Raw genomic sequence first — 16,541 nt, 5'->3', positions numbered from 1 at the left:
CTCTTTTTAAAATTTATTTATTAATTACGTTATCCATTGAATACATACCTTTTTCTTTCCCATATATAAATTCACAAGCTTTAAGAGAGCCTACAGCAAAGACTTCTCTAGATAGTGCTGAATGTTTTAGTTCTATAATTTCTCCTTGTCCTGCAAATATAACTTCATGTTCTCCTACAATGCTGCCGCCGCGTACTGCGTGAACACCAATTTCTTTATGTTCTCTTTTGGATATACCATCTCTGCCTTTAGTAAATATTGTTTCGGAAGGAATAGTTTCTTTTATAGTATTGGCAAGAAGTAAAGCTGTTCCACTTGGAGAATCTACTTTTTGATTGTGATGTTTTTCTATTATTTCTATATCATAATTTTCATAAAGCATTGCACTTATTTTTTTTAGAATATTATTTATAACGTTAATACCTATAGACATATTTGCTGAACGGAAAATAGGTATTTCTTTACTAGCTTCTTCTATTTGAGTTAATTGTTCTTGTGAGTATCCAGTTGTACACAATATAAGTGGCAAGTTTTTATCTTTACAATATTGAAGTAATGAGGATAATGTTTCAGGTCTTGAAAAATCTAAAACAACATCACCTACAGTATTACATTCTTGTATGGTTTTATATACAGGATATTTTACTGTATCATCGTCATTTTTATCAATTCCTGCTACTATAGATAAGGATGGAAAATTTGCTACACTTTGGGATATAACTTTTCCCATTCTTCCTAAGCATCCGCTTAGTATAATTCTTATCATGAATTTTAGTCCTCCTCTATTTTTCGCTATATTTTTGTAAATCCTCTTTTAAAATATTAAGATTATTTTCTTCCATTTCACATAAAGGTAATCTTAAGTTTCCAACACCCATTTCTAAAAGATTCATTGCTGTCTTAACAGGAATAGGGTTAGTTTCTATAAATAGAGAATTTATCAAAGGTAACATTCTTAATTGTAGCTTTAATGCTTCTTCGTGATTTCCGTTCATGTAAAATTCACAAAGATTATGAACATCTTTTGGGAATAAATTTGCAGCTACAGAAATTACTCCTATTCCGCCTAAAGATAGTATAGGAACAATTTGATCATCATTTCCTGAATAAATATCTATTTTATCACCACATAATGCTTTCATTTCTGCTATTTGGCTTATATCACCGCTAGCCTCTTTAATAGCTACTATATTTTTAAGATTACATAGTTTTAAAAGTGTTTTAGGAGCTATATTTAATCCAGTTCTTCCAGGAACATTATATACGATTATAGGTATATTAACATTACTATCAATTACTTTAAAATGTTCTATGATTCCCTTTTGAGTTGTTTTGTTATAATAAGGAGTAATTACTAAAAGACCATCTACTCCTATACTTTCAGCCCATTTACTCATACTAGCTGCTGAAAGTGTATTGTTACTTCCTGTTCCTGCAATTACAGGTATTCTTTTGTTGATAACGTCTACTGTAAATTTAATAACTTCTTTTTTTTCAGATTCTGACATTGTAGAAGCTTCACCTGTTGTTCCACAGATTACAATAGCATCAGTACCATTTTCTACATGCCATTCTAAAAGTTCTTCTAATTTGTTGAAATTTACTTTGTCGTTAATAAATGGAGTGACGATTGCAACTCCTGAGCCTTTAAATAATGTCATTTTAAATCCCCCTTAGGAATAATTATTTGTTTTGTCTAATTATACATTCTGCAATTTGGACAGCATTTGAAGCTGCACCCTTTCTAATATTATCAGCTACTACCCATAAGTTCAAGCCGTTTTCAACACTAAAATCACGTCTTATTCTTCCTACATACACATCATCACTTCCAGCTGCTTCTATTGGCATAGGATATACTAAATTTTTAACATCATCTTTTAAGATTATACCATCAGTATTTTTATACAGCTCAAAAATATCTTTTACATCAAAGTCTTTTTTTAATTCTACGTTTAGACTTTCGCTATGTCCATAAAATACAGGAACTCTCACTGTAGTTGCAGTTATTTTAAGTGAATCATCATGAAGAATTTTTATTGTTTCATCTATCATTTTCATTTCTTCTTTTGTATATCCATTATCTAAAAATACATCTATATGTGGAAGAACATTCCCAGCTATTGGATGAGGGAATTTTTGAGGAGCAGTACCGCTATATCCTTCTTTTAAGTCGTTAAAACCTCCTACTCCAGCACCTGAAACAGCTTGATAAGTAGAATAAACTATTCTTTTTATTCCGTATTTATCAAATAAAGGTTTTAAAGCAACAACTGCTTGAATTGTAGAACAATTAGGATTAGCAATTATGCCTTTATTCCACTTTATATCCTCAGGATTAACTTCTGGTACAACTAGAGGAACATTAGGGTCCATTCTCCAAGCACTGCTGTTATCGATAACAGTAGCATTGTATTTTGCAAAAATTGGAGCATATTCTAAACTGACACTTCCACCAGCTGAAAATAAAGCAAAATCAATTTGTTTGTTTTTAATATTATCTTCTTTTAGTTCTTCTACTATAAAGTCTTTACCTTTAAAAGAAAGTGTTTTTCCAGCTGATTTTTTTGAAGCAAATAAATAAAGAGTTTCAATTGGAAAATTCCTTTCTGCTAAAACTTCTAAAAACTTATTTCCTACCATTCCAGTAGCGCCTACAACCGCAACATTATACTTCATAACAAAGCCTCCTACCTATATATTTTATTTGTTTTTCTACAGTCAAATTCAATAAAAATATATATTTCTTATAATTATATATTATATTGTAGAAAACACAAACTTTTTTTGGACAATTAGGTTAATTTTATATATATATTCTTTGTTATACAATCATAATATGCAAATGGTATTAAGATGATAAAAATAAATAAACAATAGAGTATATATATTTAGGGGGAGGAAGTAGCTTTAAATGCTACTTTTGTTTTGGTATAAAAAATTACAAATTTGAGAACTATATTATTAAAAATTAAGGTTTTGGGGAGGGTGAAAAATGGGGAAGACTCCGCTTAAAAAAGTAATAAAAGCAAAATTAAAATCAAATAAAGAATTAAGTGAACTAGAAAAACTTAGAGAAAGAATGAAGTATGAAATAGCAAAAGAATTAGGTCTTAATGAAAAGGTGGATAAGTTTGGATGGAGTGGTTTAACAGCAGAAGAAACAGGAAGAATAGGAGGAGTAATGACAAAAAGAAAAAGAGAATTAAAAATACCTAAAAATGATGTGATTTTGAGTATGAATGAAAATAAATAGATAAATAAATTAAGCTATTTTGAATTTATAATCCCTAATTTTAGTTGATTTTTTATATCAATATATAATAATATATTTTAGTGATGAATAAAAGAAATTTAAGATATAAAGAGAGTTATTTATCAATTATGGTAAAATATGACTGAAATGGGGTGATAGTGTGAAGTGTTACAAAGATTTTGCAAAGATTTATGATAAACTTATCCATGGAGATATAGATTATAAAAGTTATGGTGAAGCAATAATTAAAATATGTAATGAAAACAATATTGAAAGAATTGATTACTTAGATTTAGCATGTGGTACTGGTAATGTTACAAAAGAGATTGGGAAAGAGTTTAAAAATGTATGGGCAGTAGATTTATCTTACGATATGTTGGCTCAAGCTGAGGGAAAATTAAGAGAAGAAAAATTAAAAGCAAATTTTATATGTCAAAATATGAGTAAACTAAATTTAATGAAGAAATTTGATCTTATAACGTGTGTGCTTGATTCTACTAATTATATACTAGATGAACAAGAACTAGAAGAATATTTTAAGGGAGTATATAAACATCTAAAAGATGAAGGAATATTTGTATTTGATATAAATTCCTACTATAAATTAACTCGAATTTTGGGGAATAACATATTTAATTATGACGATGAAGAGATTGTTTATATATGGGAAAATGTTTTAGAAAATGATGTTGTAGATATGTATCTCACATTTTTTGTTGAGGAAAAAGAATTATATAGACGATTTGATGAAGAGCATACTGAACGAGCTTATAAAGAAGAATTTTTAGATGAAATCTTAAAGAAAATTGGATTTGATATAATTAAAAAACTTGACAATTATAAAGAAGAAAAAATTACTGATAATACTGAGAGAATTGTATATGTATTAACAAAAAAACAACTTGGGGGGAAAGAAAATGAAAGATAAATTAATAAGAGCTATTGCTAAGGATGGTCAGGTTAGAGTTTTAGTAGCTACAACGACAGATATGGTAAATGAAGGAGTTAAAATACATAACTGTGCTCCAACAGCAGCTGCTGCTTTAGGTAGAATGATGACTGCTGGAAGTTTAATGGGAGCTTTACTTAAATCTGAAAAGGATGTAGTTACTTTAAAGATTTCAGGTGGAGGTCCAGCAAAAGGTATAACTGTAACTTCTTATAGTAATGGTCATGTGAAAGGGTATATAGGAAATCCATCAGCAGATTTACCAGCAAATAATTTAGGAAAATTAGATGTAAGTGGAGTTATAGGGAAAAATGGTAATTTATTGGTGATTAGGGATATGGGGCTTAAAGAACCGTATGTAGGACAGGTTCCTATATATACTGGAGAAATTGGCGATGATATAGCATATTATTTTACTGTATCAGAACAAACACCTACAGCAGTAGGATTAGGCGTACTCGTAGATAAAGATTTAAGTGTAAAGCATGCAGGCGGCTTGATTATACAGATGATGCCAGGAGCTGACGAAATGTTAGCAGATTTAATAACATTTAGATTGCAAGATATGGGTTCTATTACTAAATTTATGTCTGAAGGAAAAGGTGCAGAAGATATATTGAATTTCTTATTTGATGATATGGGACTCAAAATATTAGATACTATAGAACCTATGTATGAATGTGATTGCTCAAGAGAAAAGGTGGAAAAAGCATTGATAAGTTTAGGAAAAAATGAATTGCAAAAGATATATGATGAAGGAAAAACAGAAGAATTAAAATGCCATTTTTGTAATAAATCTTATGAATTTACCCATAACGATTTAGAAAAAATACTAAAAGAATTGTAATTTTTAATGTATAAATATCGAAATAGTAAAGTAGTTTTGAAAGAAAAATATACCACTGCACAGCAGTAAAGCGAAGGGCTGGAGTGTTTGACAAAGATATTGAAATATGCTAATATGATAAAAAATAATTAGAAAAATTAAATAATTATTAATGATGTATCATTTAGATTTAAAAAATTTATTATTATTAGTAATGTTAATAAATTTTTTCTCATTTTTAAATTAAGTTTAAAAGAGAAAAATAATAATATTTTTTGGATTATACATATCAAGTTTGTGCATAATATTACAATAATAAGGTTAACTTATTATTGTAATAAATAAAACAATAATAATAAGGGGGAATTTTAGTGAAAAAGAAAAGACTATTAGCTTCTCTTTTGGCATCTGCTGTAGTGATGACTACAGTGTTATCAGGATGCGGAAAAACAGAAGAAGCGAAAAAAGAAGTTGTTTTAAACCTAGAGGAACCAGCAATAAGAACATTAGATTCAGCATTAGCTAGTGATGTAGCTTCTTTTAATGCTGTGAATGCTTGTTTTGAAGGTTTGGCAAGAGGAAATAATGATAAGCCAGAACCAGCAGGGGCAGAGAAATGGGAAATTTCAGAAGATGGAAAGGTTTATACTTTTACATTAAAAGATCATAAATGGTCAGATGATAAGCCAGTAACAGCTCAGGATTATGAGTATGCATGGAAGAGAATTTTAGATCCTAATACTAAATCAACATATGCATTCTTCTTAATGGGCATTAAAAATGCTTCGAAATATTATAAAGGAGAAGCAAAAGCTGAAGATGTAGGAATAAAAGCAGTAGATGAAAAGACATTTAGAGTTGAACTTGAACAACCAATACCATATTTCTTACAAATGATGTCATTCCCTTTACTTGTACCATTAAGAAAAGATATTGTAGAACCACAAGGTAAAAAATACGGAACTGATATAACAAAAATGGTATTTAATGGACCATATGTAATGACTGATTGGCAAAAAGGCTCAAAACTTTCTGTAAAGAAAAATGATAAATACTATGATGAAGCAAATGTAAAAGTAGACAAAGTTAACTTCATGGTTATCAAAGAAATGCCTACAAAATACCAAATGTTATCTGGTGGAGAACTTGATTGTGCTCCTTTAACAGGTGAATATGTGCAAAAAGCTAAAGATGATGCTAAAGCAGGGAAAATCCAACTTTTAGAAGAAGCTGCACCAACATCATTCTATATGATATTTAATCAAACAGGAAAAAATAAATTACTTACAAATGCAAAGATTAGAAAAGCATTATCATTAGCTATAAATAGAGAAGATTATGTAAATAAAGTTTACAAAAGAGGTTTTGTAGCTTATGGTGTAGTTCCAACAAAATTATTATGTGGAGATAAAGAATTTAGAAATGAAGTTGAAGAACCATTAAAAGCAATTATGGGTAAAGAAGATCCAAAAGCTTTATTTGTTGAAGGATTAAAGGAACTTGGTCTTGATCAAGATCCATCAAAACATACTTTAAGATACTTGCCACAAGGCAGTAGTGCTTTTGATAGACAATCAGCTGAATTCTTCCAAAGTATATGGAAAAAGAATATTGGTGTTAATATTAAACTTGATGCAGCAGCTAGTTTTGCAGATTACTTAACAAAAACACAAAATGGTAATTTCGAAATAGCAATGTCAGGTTGGGGTGCAGACTTTAATGACCCTGATTCATTCATAGGTTTATTCCAAAAAGATAATGGAAACAACTATGGAAAATACAATAGTGCAAAATATGAAGCAATATTACAAAAATTAAGTAAAGAAACTGATAATGCTAAGAGAATAGAATTATTCAAAGAAGCTGAAAAAGTACTTATAATTGAGGATGCTGGTATAGCTCCAACACATTACAAAGATAAAAGATATGCTCAACAAAAACGTGTTAAGGGATTACAATTCCCATCATTTGGCGGAACATATGAACTTAAATGGGCTTCTGTAGAAGGAGAAAAATAATTTTATAATATTAAATGGCATGTAAAAGTAAATACTACAGCAGGAATTTTCCTGTTGTAGTATTTGTATGATTAATAAAAATATACATATTAATAATATTTAAATTTGAAAATAATATTTTGAGTTTAAAGAGCTCAAGAATTTTATTTCATAAATTCATATGATAAACTAATAATACAACAGGGGGAGGCTCTGTTGTAGTGTTATTTACAGGAAAGGAGGACAAATATGGCAAAATATATTCTTAAAAGAATAGGATACATGATATTAACATTATGGGTAGTTGTTACAGTGACATTTTTCATGATGAATAGTATGCCGGGAGATCCAGTATCTGCTCAAGCAAAACAGCTACCTCTAGAAATTCAAGCAAGTTTAAGAGAAAAATATGGTTTGGATAAATCTGTACCAGAAAGATATGTGCTTTATTTAAAAAATATAGTTAAAGGTGATTTAGGTGACTCTTTTGTAACACCAGGTTACTCAGTAGGAGAGAATATTACGGATAAGTTTCCGAATTCAGCGAGACTTGGACTTCAAGCAGTATTTGTTGGAGTTGTAATTGGAGTGATTCTTGGTATAGTTGCTGCATTTAAGAGAAATACTAAGGTGGATTATTTAGTAATATTTTTGGCAATATTAGGGGTATCTATTCCTAGTTTTGTGCTTGCTGCTTTACTTCAAAAAAGCTTAGGTGGAAATATGGGACTTCCTATTGCCGGTTGGTATAGTAAGGGTGAGTTCTTTGAAGGTTTTAAATATACTATTTTACCAACGTTAGCACTTTGCTTTAGTAGTATTGCAACGTATGCTAGATATATGAGAACTTCAGTTTTAGATGTAATTAGTCAAGATTATATTATGACTGCAGAAGCTAAAGGAGTGTCAAAAAAAGCTGTTGCATGGAAGCATGTTATAAGAAATGCTATATTACCTATTATAACAATACTAGGACCTCAAATTGCTGCTATTTTAGTAGGTTCTCTAGTAATTGAAAGAATTTTCTCTATACCAGGTCTTGGAAATTCTATGATAGATGCAATTATGACAAATGACTATAATGTTATAATGGGACTTACAATATTTTATTCTAGCTTGTATATTATTTCATTATTAATAGTTGATATAATGTACTCTTTAGTAGATCCGAGAATAAGGCTAACTGGTGGAAAAAGATAGGAGGATAAAGGAGAATGGCAGAATTAAATAAAGATATGTTTGAAATAATAGGCTGTGATAATCAAGATTCTGATTCCATAGTTAGACCTAATATTACCTATTGGCAAGACGCTTGGAGAAGATTAAAGCAAAATAAGGTTGCAATATTTTCGATGGTTTTATTAGGGATAATAATTACTATGTGCATAATAGGACCATATATTACTAAACATCCATATTTTGAGCAAAATATGGATAAAGTTAATTTTAAACCTGACTCAGAATATTGGTTTGGAACAGATAACTTAGGAAGAGACTTATTCTCTAGACTTTGGATTGGTGGTAGAGTATCTATAGCAATAGGGATTGTAGGTACTATAATTGAAATTATAGTTGGATGTATATATGGTGGTATTAGTGGATATTTTGGTGGAAAAGTAGACACTATAATGATGAGAATTGTTGAAGTTTTAATTAGTATTCCATATATGATAGTTGTAATAGTAATTTCAGTTGTATTAAAACCTGGAATAGGTTCTCTTTTGATTGCATTATGTATAACAGGATGGACTGGAATGGCCCGTATGGTAAGAGGTCAGGTTATGCAACTTAAGCAGTCAGAGTATGTACTTGCAGCTCAAGCTTTAGGGGCTAGCTCTAGTAGAATAATTTTGAGACATTTGATACCAAATACAATAGGTATAATTATAGTTTACATGACTTTTGATATACCAGGATTTATATTTGCTGAAGCATTTTTAAGCTTTATAGGATTAGGTATTCAACCTCCAGAAACTAGTTGGGGAGCAATGTGTTCATTTGGTCAAGCTGTAATGGACTTCTATCCTCATGAGCTTATATTCCCAGCTTTAGCAATATGTTTAACAATGTTAGCATTCAATTTATTAGGTGACGGTCTAAGAGATGCGCTAGATCCAAAACTTCGTCAGTAGGGAGAGTGAGATATGACTAAATTACTTGAAATAAACAATTTAAGAGTTTCTTTCCACACATATGCTGGTGAAGTTCAAGCTGTTAGAGGAGTAAGCTTTGATTTAGAAAAAGGAGAAACTTTAGCTATAGTTGGAGAATCAGGATGTGGAAAGAGTGTAACATCTAAGAGTATAATGAAATTAATAAAAATGCCCCCTGGAGAGATAAAAGAGGGTTCAGAGATGTTATTTGAAGGAAAAGACATTGTGAAAATGTCAGATAAGGAAATGAGAAGTATTAGAGGTGGAGAGATTAGTATGATCTTCCAGGATCCAATGACTTCTTTAAATCCTACAATGAAGGTAGGCAAACAAATAGCAGAGAGTTTAATTATTCATAGAGGAATGAATAAAGAAGAGGCTCTTAAGGAAGCTACGGAGATATTGAAACTTGTTGGTATTCCGAATCCAGAACAAAGAGTTAATCAGTATCCACATGAATTTTCAGGTGGTATGAGACAAAGAGTTATGATAGCTATAGCTCTTGCATGTGATCCTAAGATATTAATTGCTGATGAGCCTACTACAGCTTTGGATGTTACAATTCAATCGCAAATAATGGATTTAATGATTGATTTACAGAAAAAATTAGGAACAGCTATCATATTGATAACTCATGATTTGGGAGTAGTTGCTAGTGTAGCACAGAAAATACAAGTAATGTATGCAGGACAAATAATAGAAAGAGGAACTACAGATGAAATTTTCTATAATCCTAAGCATCCTTATACTTGGGCATTGCTTCAATCTGTTCCTAGATTAGAAACAAAAAATAAAGACACGTTATATTCATTGAGTGGAACACCTCCAGATTTAATTAAACCACCTGTAGGATGTCCATTTGCTTCAAGATGTGAGTACTGTATGAAGATATGTAGAGAACAAATGCCAGAAGTTACTAAGATTAGTGAAACTCAACAAGTTAGCTGCTGGTTGCAACATCCAATGGCACCTAAGGTTGATACACCAAAAGGAATTGGAGGTGCACGTAATGAATAAGGATAATTTAAAAGATGATAAATTTATACAAGTTAAAAATTTAAAAAAATATTTTAAAGTAGGAAATAATGCAATATTAAAAGCAGTAGATGGTGTAAGCTTCAACATAAAAAGAGGAGAAACTCTAGGCTTAGTTGGAGAATCGGGTTGTGGAAAGACTACTTGTGGTAGAACAGTTTTAGGGCTTTATGGTGCAACTGAAGGGGAAGTATTATTAGAAGGAACTGATATCCATAAATTAAAAGGCAAAGAAAAAAAAGAATTTACAAAGCATGCTCAAATAATATTTCAAGATCCATATGCTTCATTAAATCCTAGAATGACTGTAGGAGATATAATTGCTGAAGGAATAGATATACATGGATTGTATACTGGACAAGAAAGAACTGAGAGAATATATAATTTACTAGAATTAGTAGGACTTAATAAAGAACATGCATCAAGATTTCCACATGAATTTTCAGGTGGTCAAAGACAAAGAATTGGTATAGCTAGGGCTTTAGCTGTTGAACCTAAATTTATTGTCTGCGACGAGCCAATTTCAGCTTTGGATGTTTCTATACAGGCACAAGTTGTAAATTTATTAATTGAACTTCAAAATAAATTCGGATTGACGTATTTATTTATTGCTCATGATTTGTCTATGGTTAAGCATATATCAGATAGAGTTGGTGTTATGTATTTAGGTACAATGGTTGAATTAGCTGCTAGTGGAGAATTGTATGATAATCCACTACATCCATACACAAAAGCGCTACTTTCAGCTATTCCTGTTCCAGATCCTGACGTAGAAAATAGCAGAAATAGAATTATGCTAGAAGGGGAAGTACCAAGTCCAATAAACCCAAAACCAGGATGTAGATTTGTAGCTAGATGTAAATATGCTAAACCTATATGCTCTGAGCAAAGACCCAAATTTAAAGAAATTGAGAAAGAACACTTTGTAGCGTGTCATTTATTTAATGATAAATAAACTTAAATTAAAAGGATAAAGCCTTAAATAGCAAGGCCTTATCCTTTTTGCATTCTGAAATGAAAGGTATGGCATACTACAACAGTCTTGCTTGGTGATTTTCTTAATTGATGGAATAATTAGAATATTAATATAAAGAATCACAATAAGATATGGATGATATATAGAGTATGATGGAAAAAAACTATGTAAAATATAGATAAATTTCCATAATGAGCTTCTGATACATTGACATTTGTAGTGAAATTTTATATTATAGTTGTGCACCAGGGAGTTATACAAAACAACTTCCAAGTTCAAATTAAGTCAAGAAAAAAGAATGTTAAAAAAACTTGACAAAGCGATTTTAAAGATATATAATATTAGATGTCGCTGAAAGACAAAGTATGTGGGCGCATAGCTCAGCTGGGAGAGCATCTGCCTTACAAGCAGGGGGTCACAGGTTCGAGCCCTGTTGTGCCCACCACATGCGGCCCGGTGGCTCAGTTGGTTAGAGTACCGGCCTGTCACGCCGGGGGTCGAGGGTTCGAGTCCCTTCCGGGTCGCCAATTAAATAAGGCTTCATAGCTCAGTCGGTAGAGCAGAGGACTGAAAATCCTCGTGTCACTGGTTCGATTCCAGTTGAAGCCACCAAAATGCGGGAGTGGCTCAGTGGTAGAGCGTCACCTTGCCAAGGTGAACGTCGCGAGTTCGAATCTCGTCTTCCGCTCCAAAATTTAATTAATGAGGCGCTATAGCCAAGCGGTAAGGCATGGGCCTGCAAAGCCTTGATCCCCGGTTCAAATCCGGGTGGCGCCTCCAAAAAAATAAAATAATAATTATTAAAAGATTGAATTTGCAACCGTTTTAGATATAATTAATGGTTAGAAGAACAATAATCAATGAGGCGCTATAGCCAAGCGGTAAGGCATGGGCCTGCAAAGCCTTGATCCCCGGTTCAAATCCGGGTGGCGCCTCCAAAAAATAAATAATAATTATTAAAAAATTAAATTTTCAACTGTTTTTAGATATAAATAATGATTAAAAAACAATAATTAATAAGGCGCTATAGCCAAGCGGTAAGGCATGGGCCTGCAAAGCCTTGATCCCCGGTTCAAATCCGGGTGGCGCCTCCAACAAACATCTTAGCAGAAATGTTAAGATGTTTTTCATTTTGTGTAGAATATTCAGTAACAAGAAGCTAAAAATAAAAATGCAAAGAAAATTAAAGGAATTAAGTAAAAATAAGCATAAAAAAGAGCAAGAATATAGAGAATACCTATATTTTTGCTCTTTACTTTATTTAAGTTTAGATTTTATTCTATTGTTAACAAGCTGCCTCTATCAATCAATTTTCCCTTTCTTAAAAAATAAGGATCTACTTTATGTTTACTCAAAAATGAGTATATTTCTTTTCCATAGGCATAATGATCTAATTCGCCAAAAAAAGCTAAGATATTATCTTCCAATAAGCCGCAGCACCCTCCAATAAATCCATAATTCAAACCAGGAAGTTCTATATCACCTGGAGGTAATAGAAGAACATCTACATTTTCTTTATATAAAGCTTGAGCTATTCCTTTATCGCTTGTCATTACTGCATTAGAATTTACGATTGCTGTAGAACATTTTGTGTATCCTTGATTAACGTTTATCAATTTTTTCCTTCCATTAACATATTTCATAAGATTTAAATCTGTATATTTTAAATAGTGCATAAAAAAGTTAGGAGTATTGACTGCATTTAAAATAATGTCTAGTGGATAAGAAGAATTTAATGATGATAAAGAATATAGTACATTAATATCTAATTCTTTTAAGAGTTTTACGAATTTTGGGTGTATATCTCTATGTACAATTATATTTTTGTTATCTATAATGTGTAAAAGTATATCTGGATGACCGGATATAGCATCGTATAAGCTAGATGACGGTGGACAGATAAGGTAGTCATACCCTAAATTTAAAATTGATGATTTTTCTTCTTGGGAAGTTCTATGATCTATAATAATCTTTTTCAAATATATCACCTCATTTTTGTTTATTATTAAATTTTATACTACAAATATAACATTTGTTAAATTGCTAGTCTATAATGTATGACCTGTAAAATTTAAAGAGATTTTGTATATACATTTATTTTAGACACATACTATTTTCAGGAAGGAGTGAATACTTTGATATTACAAACTATTGTTTATGAAAATGAGAAAGACGATGTTATGACTGAATTAAATGAAATGAAACAATATTTTGAAGCAAAAGATGTTTCTATTGGGATATCTGAATCTATAAGTAATGGTAATCATTTTGTAAAGATATTTTGTAGTGACTTAGATTTTACTAGTAATTTAGAAAATAAATTTAATTTATATATGTCTAATATTTTATACAAGATAGTTGTTAAAGAATTTTGCTATGATGAAATACAGAAATTTTTGAATGACACATATTTTTTTCTTAAATATGAAGAGATGAGAGAAGTTACAGAAAGAAGCTTAAAAATATTAAAGAATGAAGAAAAAGTATTGGATGAAGATATGATTTATTGTATAAATAAAAAAAATGATATACTAGATAAAATACAAGAGTGTATAAAAGAAAATAATGAAATAAACATTAAAGGATTTGTTACTTTCAGGATTAAGGAATTAACAAGAGATTTGGAAAGTATAATTAATAAAGTTGTAGAACGGTATATGGCGGAGAAAGAATATAATGAATTTATAAAACTACTAAAATATTTTGTTGAAGTCCAAGAGAGCAAAATTGATGAAATTAATATAATGATTAAAGAAAATGGAGAATATATTATACAGGATAAAGATGGCACAGACATAATGGAAGAGATATTATCAGACTTATTAGATGTGAAATATACTGGATCTGTAAGTATTGATGATCTCATAATAAGTGGGCTTATAACATATTGTCCTAAACACATTATAATACATTGTTCTGACAACTGTATTAACAAAGAGATTATTGATACTATTAAGAAGGTTTTTGAAAATAGAGTTGAATTATGTGAGGGATGCAGCAAATGTGATAAAATAAAAAGTACTTTAAAAGTATAAAAATAAAAAAAAGTATTGACATAAAAAGTTATAAATAATATAATTTATGAAAAAGAATAGTTTAAACACTATGAAAAGGAAGAGTAAACAGAATTCTGTTCTAAGAGAGGAGAACCCAGTGGCTGAAAAGTTCTCTGTTCAAGAGTTGTTGAAAACCACCTTTGAGTTGAGTATTGAATTCAGTAGATATTTTCCGCTAGCTGGCGTTATAGTTAATAAGATAACAATAAAATTAAGTTACTATTTATTGTTAATTTGGGTGGAACCGCGATAATACTCGTCCCATTTTGGGAGGAGTTTTTATTTTTTTTGGAATTTGAATTACAAATTCAAAAAATATATAACAATAATTTTATTTTAAATAAAGGAGGAAAACCAATGGTTAAAGTAACATTAAAAGATGGAAAAGTTTTAGAAGTTGAAAAGGGATCAAAGATTAGTGAAATAGCTTTTAGCATAAGCCCTTCATTAAGAAAAAAATCATTAGGTGCTAAGATAAATGGAGAAAAGGCCGAATTAATGACTGCGGTTAATGAAGATTGTAATTTAGAAATACTAACTTTTGAAGATGAAGATGGAAGATGGACTTTAAGACATACTGCATCTCATATACTTGCTCAAGCAGTTAAAAGATTATATCCAGAAGTGAAACTTGCAATAGGGCCAGCTGTTGATAATGGTTTCTACTATGATTTTGATGCTGATTTCTCATTTACTCCAGAAATGCTTGGGAAAATAGAAAAAGAAATGGCAAAAATAGTTAAACAAAATCTTGAATTAGAAAGATTTGAGCTTTCAAGAGAAGAAGCAATTAAACTTATGCAAGAAAAAGAAGAAGATTATAAGGTAGAACTTATTGAAGATCTTCCAGAGGATGCAGTAATATCATTCTATAAGCAAGGAGACTTTGTGGATCTTTGTGCAGGACCTCATGTACCTTCAACAAAAGAAGTTAAAGCTATCAAACTACTTTCAATCGCAGGTGCATATTGGAGAGGAAATGAAAATAATAAAATGCTTCAAAGAATATATGGAACAGCATTTACTAAAAAAGCTGAACTAGATGAATATCTTCACATGTTAGAAGAAGCTAAAAAGAGAGATCATAGAAAATTAGGAAAAGAATTAGAATTGTTTGTGATTCCAGAAGAAGGACCAGGATTCCCATTATTCTTACCTAGAGGAATGGAACTTAAAAACAAGCTTTTAGAATACTGGAGAGAAGTTCATAGAAAAGCTGGTTATGTAGAAATAGAAACTCCTATTATATTAAATAGAAAACTTTGGGAAACTTCAGGACACTGGCATCACTATAAAGAAAATATGTATACTGTTTTAATTGACGAAGAAGATTATGCTATAAAGCCTATGAATTGCCCAGGAGGTATGCTTGCTTATAGAACTAAGATACATTCTTATAGAGATTTCCCAATGCGTGTTGCAGAATTAGGAAGAGTACACAGACATGAATTATCAGGAGCATTACACGGACTTATGAGAGTAAGAGCATTTACTCAAGACGATGCACATATATTTATGCTTCCTGAACAAATTAAAGAAGAAATAATGGGAGTTGCAAAACTTATAGATGAAGTTTACAAAACTTTTGGATTTAAATATCATGTTGAATTATCAACAAGACCAGAAGATTCTATGGGAACTGATGAAGAATGGGAAATTGCTGAAAATGGTTTAAGAGAAGCTTTAGAAGGAATAGGACTTGACTATGTAATAAATGAAGGCGATGGAGCTTTCTATGGACCAAAAATAGATTTCCATTTACAAGATTGCATAGGAAGAACTTGGCAATGCGGTACTATCCAATTAGATATGCAATTACCTCAAAGATTTGACTTAACTTATATAGGAAAAGATGGAGAAAAGCACAGACCAGTTATGGTTCACAGAGTTGCTTTTGGTAGTATAGAAAGATTTATAGGTATTCTTATAGAACATTTTGCAGGTAGATTCCCATTGTGGCTTGCTCCTGCTCAAGTTAAGGTACTTCCAATTTCAGATAAGTATATGGAATATGCAGCTAAAGTGAAAGATATTTTGTTTGAAAAAGGAATCAGAGTAGAAATGGATGATAGAGCAGAAAAAATAGGATATAAAATTAGAGAAGCTCAACTTCAAAAGGTACCGTATATGTTAATTTTAGGTGAAAAAGAAATGAATGAAAATACAGTTGCTGTAAGATGTAGAAAAGATGGAGACCTTGGAGCTATGAATTTAGATGACTTTATAGAAAAGTTAGATAAAGAAATACAGGAAAAAGTAAATAATTTATAAAAAATATATTGACAATATAATA

14 protein-coding genes, 7 tRNA genes and 1 other annotated feature are annotated in these 16,541 nt (G+C 30.7%); of the genes, 17 read left to right on the top strand and 4 right to left on the bottom strand.

Annotated features, from left to right (window positions below; translation table 11 throughout):
• Window positions 1-13 precede the first annotated feature (13 nt).
• The 3 genes from dapB to OXH55_RS08025 are packed head-to-tail and all read right to left on the bottom strand — an operon-like array spanning window position 14 to window position 2,679.
• Window positions 14-766 carry a 4-hydroxy-tetrahydrodipicolinate reductase gene (gene dapB, locus OXH55_RS08035; protein ID WP_268049305.1) on the bottom strand — a complete coding sequence of 251 codons (753 nt, stop codon included), beginning with the start codon at window positions 764-766 and terminating at the stop codon, window positions 14-16.
• Window positions 767-782: 16 nt separating this feature from the next.
• Complete coding sequence (dapA, locus tag OXH55_RS08030; protein ID WP_268049304.1) at window positions 783-1,661, bottom strand: 4-hydroxy-tetrahydrodipicolinate synthase; 879 nt, start codon at window positions 1,659-1,661, stop codon at window positions 783-785.
• Between the two features lie 22 nt (window positions 1,662-1,683).
• Window positions 1,684-2,679 (bottom strand): aspartate-semialdehyde dehydrogenase, encoded by a 996-nt coding sequence (locus OXH55_RS08025; RefSeq protein ID WP_268049303.1) that lies wholly within the window; start codon window positions 2,677-2,679, stop codon window positions 1,684-1,686.
• Between the two features lie 316 nt (window positions 2,680-2,995).
• On the opposite strand from OXH55_RS08025, the gene OXH55_RS08020 reads away from it, so the two are divergent.
• The 15 genes from OXH55_RS08020 (at window position 2,996) to OXH55_RS07950 (ending at window position 12,286) form a co-directional block, all read left to right on the top strand.
• Entirely contained in the window at window positions 2,996-3,256 is a 261-nt protein-coding gene (locus OXH55_RS08020; RefSeq protein WP_268049302.1) for an alpha/beta-type small acid-soluble spore protein, read from the top strand.
• Between the two features lie 160 nt (window positions 3,257-3,416).
• Complete coding sequence (locus OXH55_RS08015) at window positions 3,417-4,184, top strand: class I SAM-dependent DNA methyltransferase (protein ID WP_268049301.1); 768 nt, start codon at window positions 3,417-3,419, stop codon at window positions 4,182-4,184.
• Window positions 4,174-5,052 (top strand): Hsp33 family molecular chaperone HslO, encoded by an 879-nt coding sequence (gene hslO / locus OXH55_RS08010; protein WP_268049300.1) that lies wholly within the window; start codon window positions 4,174-4,176, stop codon window positions 5,050-5,052. The genes OXH55_RS08015 and hslO overlap by 11 nt, the downstream gene beginning before the upstream one ends.
• Window positions 5,053-5,402: 350 nt before the next feature.
• Window positions 5,403-7,049, top strand: coding sequence for a peptide ABC transporter substrate-binding protein (locus OXH55_RS08005; RefSeq protein ID WP_336296764.1), 1,647 nt, complete (start codon window positions 5,403-5,405; stop codon window positions 7,047-7,049).
• A 228-nt stretch (window positions 7,050-7,277) separates the two neighbouring features.
• Window positions 7,278-8,228: an ABC transporter permease gene (locus tag OXH55_RS08000; protein WP_268049299.1), complete on the top strand. Its 951-nt coding sequence runs from the start codon at window positions 7,278-7,280 to the stop codon at window positions 8,226-8,228.
• Window positions 8,229-8,242: 14 nt separating this feature from the next.
• Entirely contained in the window at window positions 8,243-9,160 is a 918-nt protein-coding gene (locus OXH55_RS07995) for an ABC transporter permease (protein ID WP_268049298.1), read from the top strand.
• Between the two features lie 12 nt (window positions 9,161-9,172).
• On the top strand, window positions 9,173-10,198 hold the full coding sequence (locus OXH55_RS07990) for an ABC transporter ATP-binding protein (protein WP_268049297.1): 1,026 nt from the start codon (window positions 9,173-9,175) through the stop codon (window positions 10,196-10,198).
• Complete coding sequence (locus OXH55_RS07985; protein WP_268049296.1) at window positions 10,191-11,171, top strand: ABC transporter ATP-binding protein; 981 nt, start codon at window positions 10,191-10,193, stop codon at window positions 11,169-11,171. The genes OXH55_RS07990 and OXH55_RS07985 overlap by 8 nt, the downstream gene beginning before the upstream one ends.
• Before the next feature lie 390 nt (window positions 11,172-11,561).
• Window positions 11,562-11,637: transfer RNA gene (locus OXH55_RS07980), tRNA-Val, on the top strand.
• A 5-nt stretch (window positions 11,638-11,642) separates the two neighbouring features.
• Window positions 11,643-11,719: transfer RNA gene (locus tag OXH55_RS07975), tRNA-Asp, on the top strand.
• A 9-nt stretch (window positions 11,720-11,728) separates the two neighbouring features.
• Window positions 11,729-11,804: transfer RNA gene (locus OXH55_RS07970), tRNA-Phe, on the top strand.
• Between the two features lie 4 nt (window positions 11,805-11,808).
• Window positions 11,809-11,883: transfer RNA gene (locus tag OXH55_RS07965), tRNA-Gly, on the top strand.
• A 15-nt stretch (window positions 11,884-11,898) separates the two neighbouring features.
• Window positions 11,899-11,972 (top strand) — tRNA-Cys (locus tag OXH55_RS07960).
• A gap of 84 nt (window positions 11,973-12,056) precedes the next feature.
• Window positions 12,057-12,130: transfer RNA gene (locus OXH55_RS07955), tRNA-Cys, on the top strand.
• A gap of 82 nt (window positions 12,131-12,212) precedes the next feature.
• Window positions 12,213-12,286, top strand: a tRNA-Cys gene (locus OXH55_RS07950).
• A gap of 180 nt (window positions 12,287-12,466) precedes the next feature.
• Here the strand turns inward: OXH55_RS07950 and OXH55_RS07945 are convergent.
• Window positions 12,467-13,171: a DUF6873 family GME fold protein gene (locus OXH55_RS07945; protein ID WP_268049295.1), complete on the bottom strand. Its 705-nt coding sequence runs from the start codon at window positions 13,169-13,171 to the stop codon at window positions 12,467-12,469.
• A 156-nt stretch (window positions 13,172-13,327) separates the two neighbouring features.
• Here OXH55_RS07945 and ytxC point away from each other — a divergent pair, with 156 nt between their 5' ends.
• The gene (gene ytxC, locus OXH55_RS07940; RefSeq protein ID WP_268049294.1) at window positions 13,328-14,227 is read left to right on the top strand and encodes a putative sporulation protein YtxC; all 900 of its coding nucleotides are present in this window, start codon (window positions 13,328-13,330) and stop codon (window positions 14,225-14,227) included.
• A 61-nt stretch (window positions 14,228-14,288) separates the two neighbouring features.
• Window positions 14,289-14,515, top strand: a binding site (T-box leader).
• Between the two features lie 90 nt (window positions 14,516-14,605).
• Window positions 14,606-16,519 carry a threonine--tRNA ligase gene (thrS, locus tag OXH55_RS07935; protein ID WP_268049293.1) on the top strand — a complete coding sequence of 638 codons (1,914 nt, stop codon included), beginning with the start codon at window positions 14,606-14,608 and terminating at the stop codon, window positions 16,517-16,519.
• Window positions 16,520-16,541 lie beyond the last annotated feature (22 nt).

This window comes from Clostridium ganghwense (assembly GCF_026735165.1).
Classification (GTDB): Bacteria; Bacillota; Clostridia; order Clostridiales; family Clostridiaceae; genus Clostridium_H; species Clostridium_H ganghwense.
This window is presented reverse-complemented; position numbering and strand designations above follow the sequence as displayed.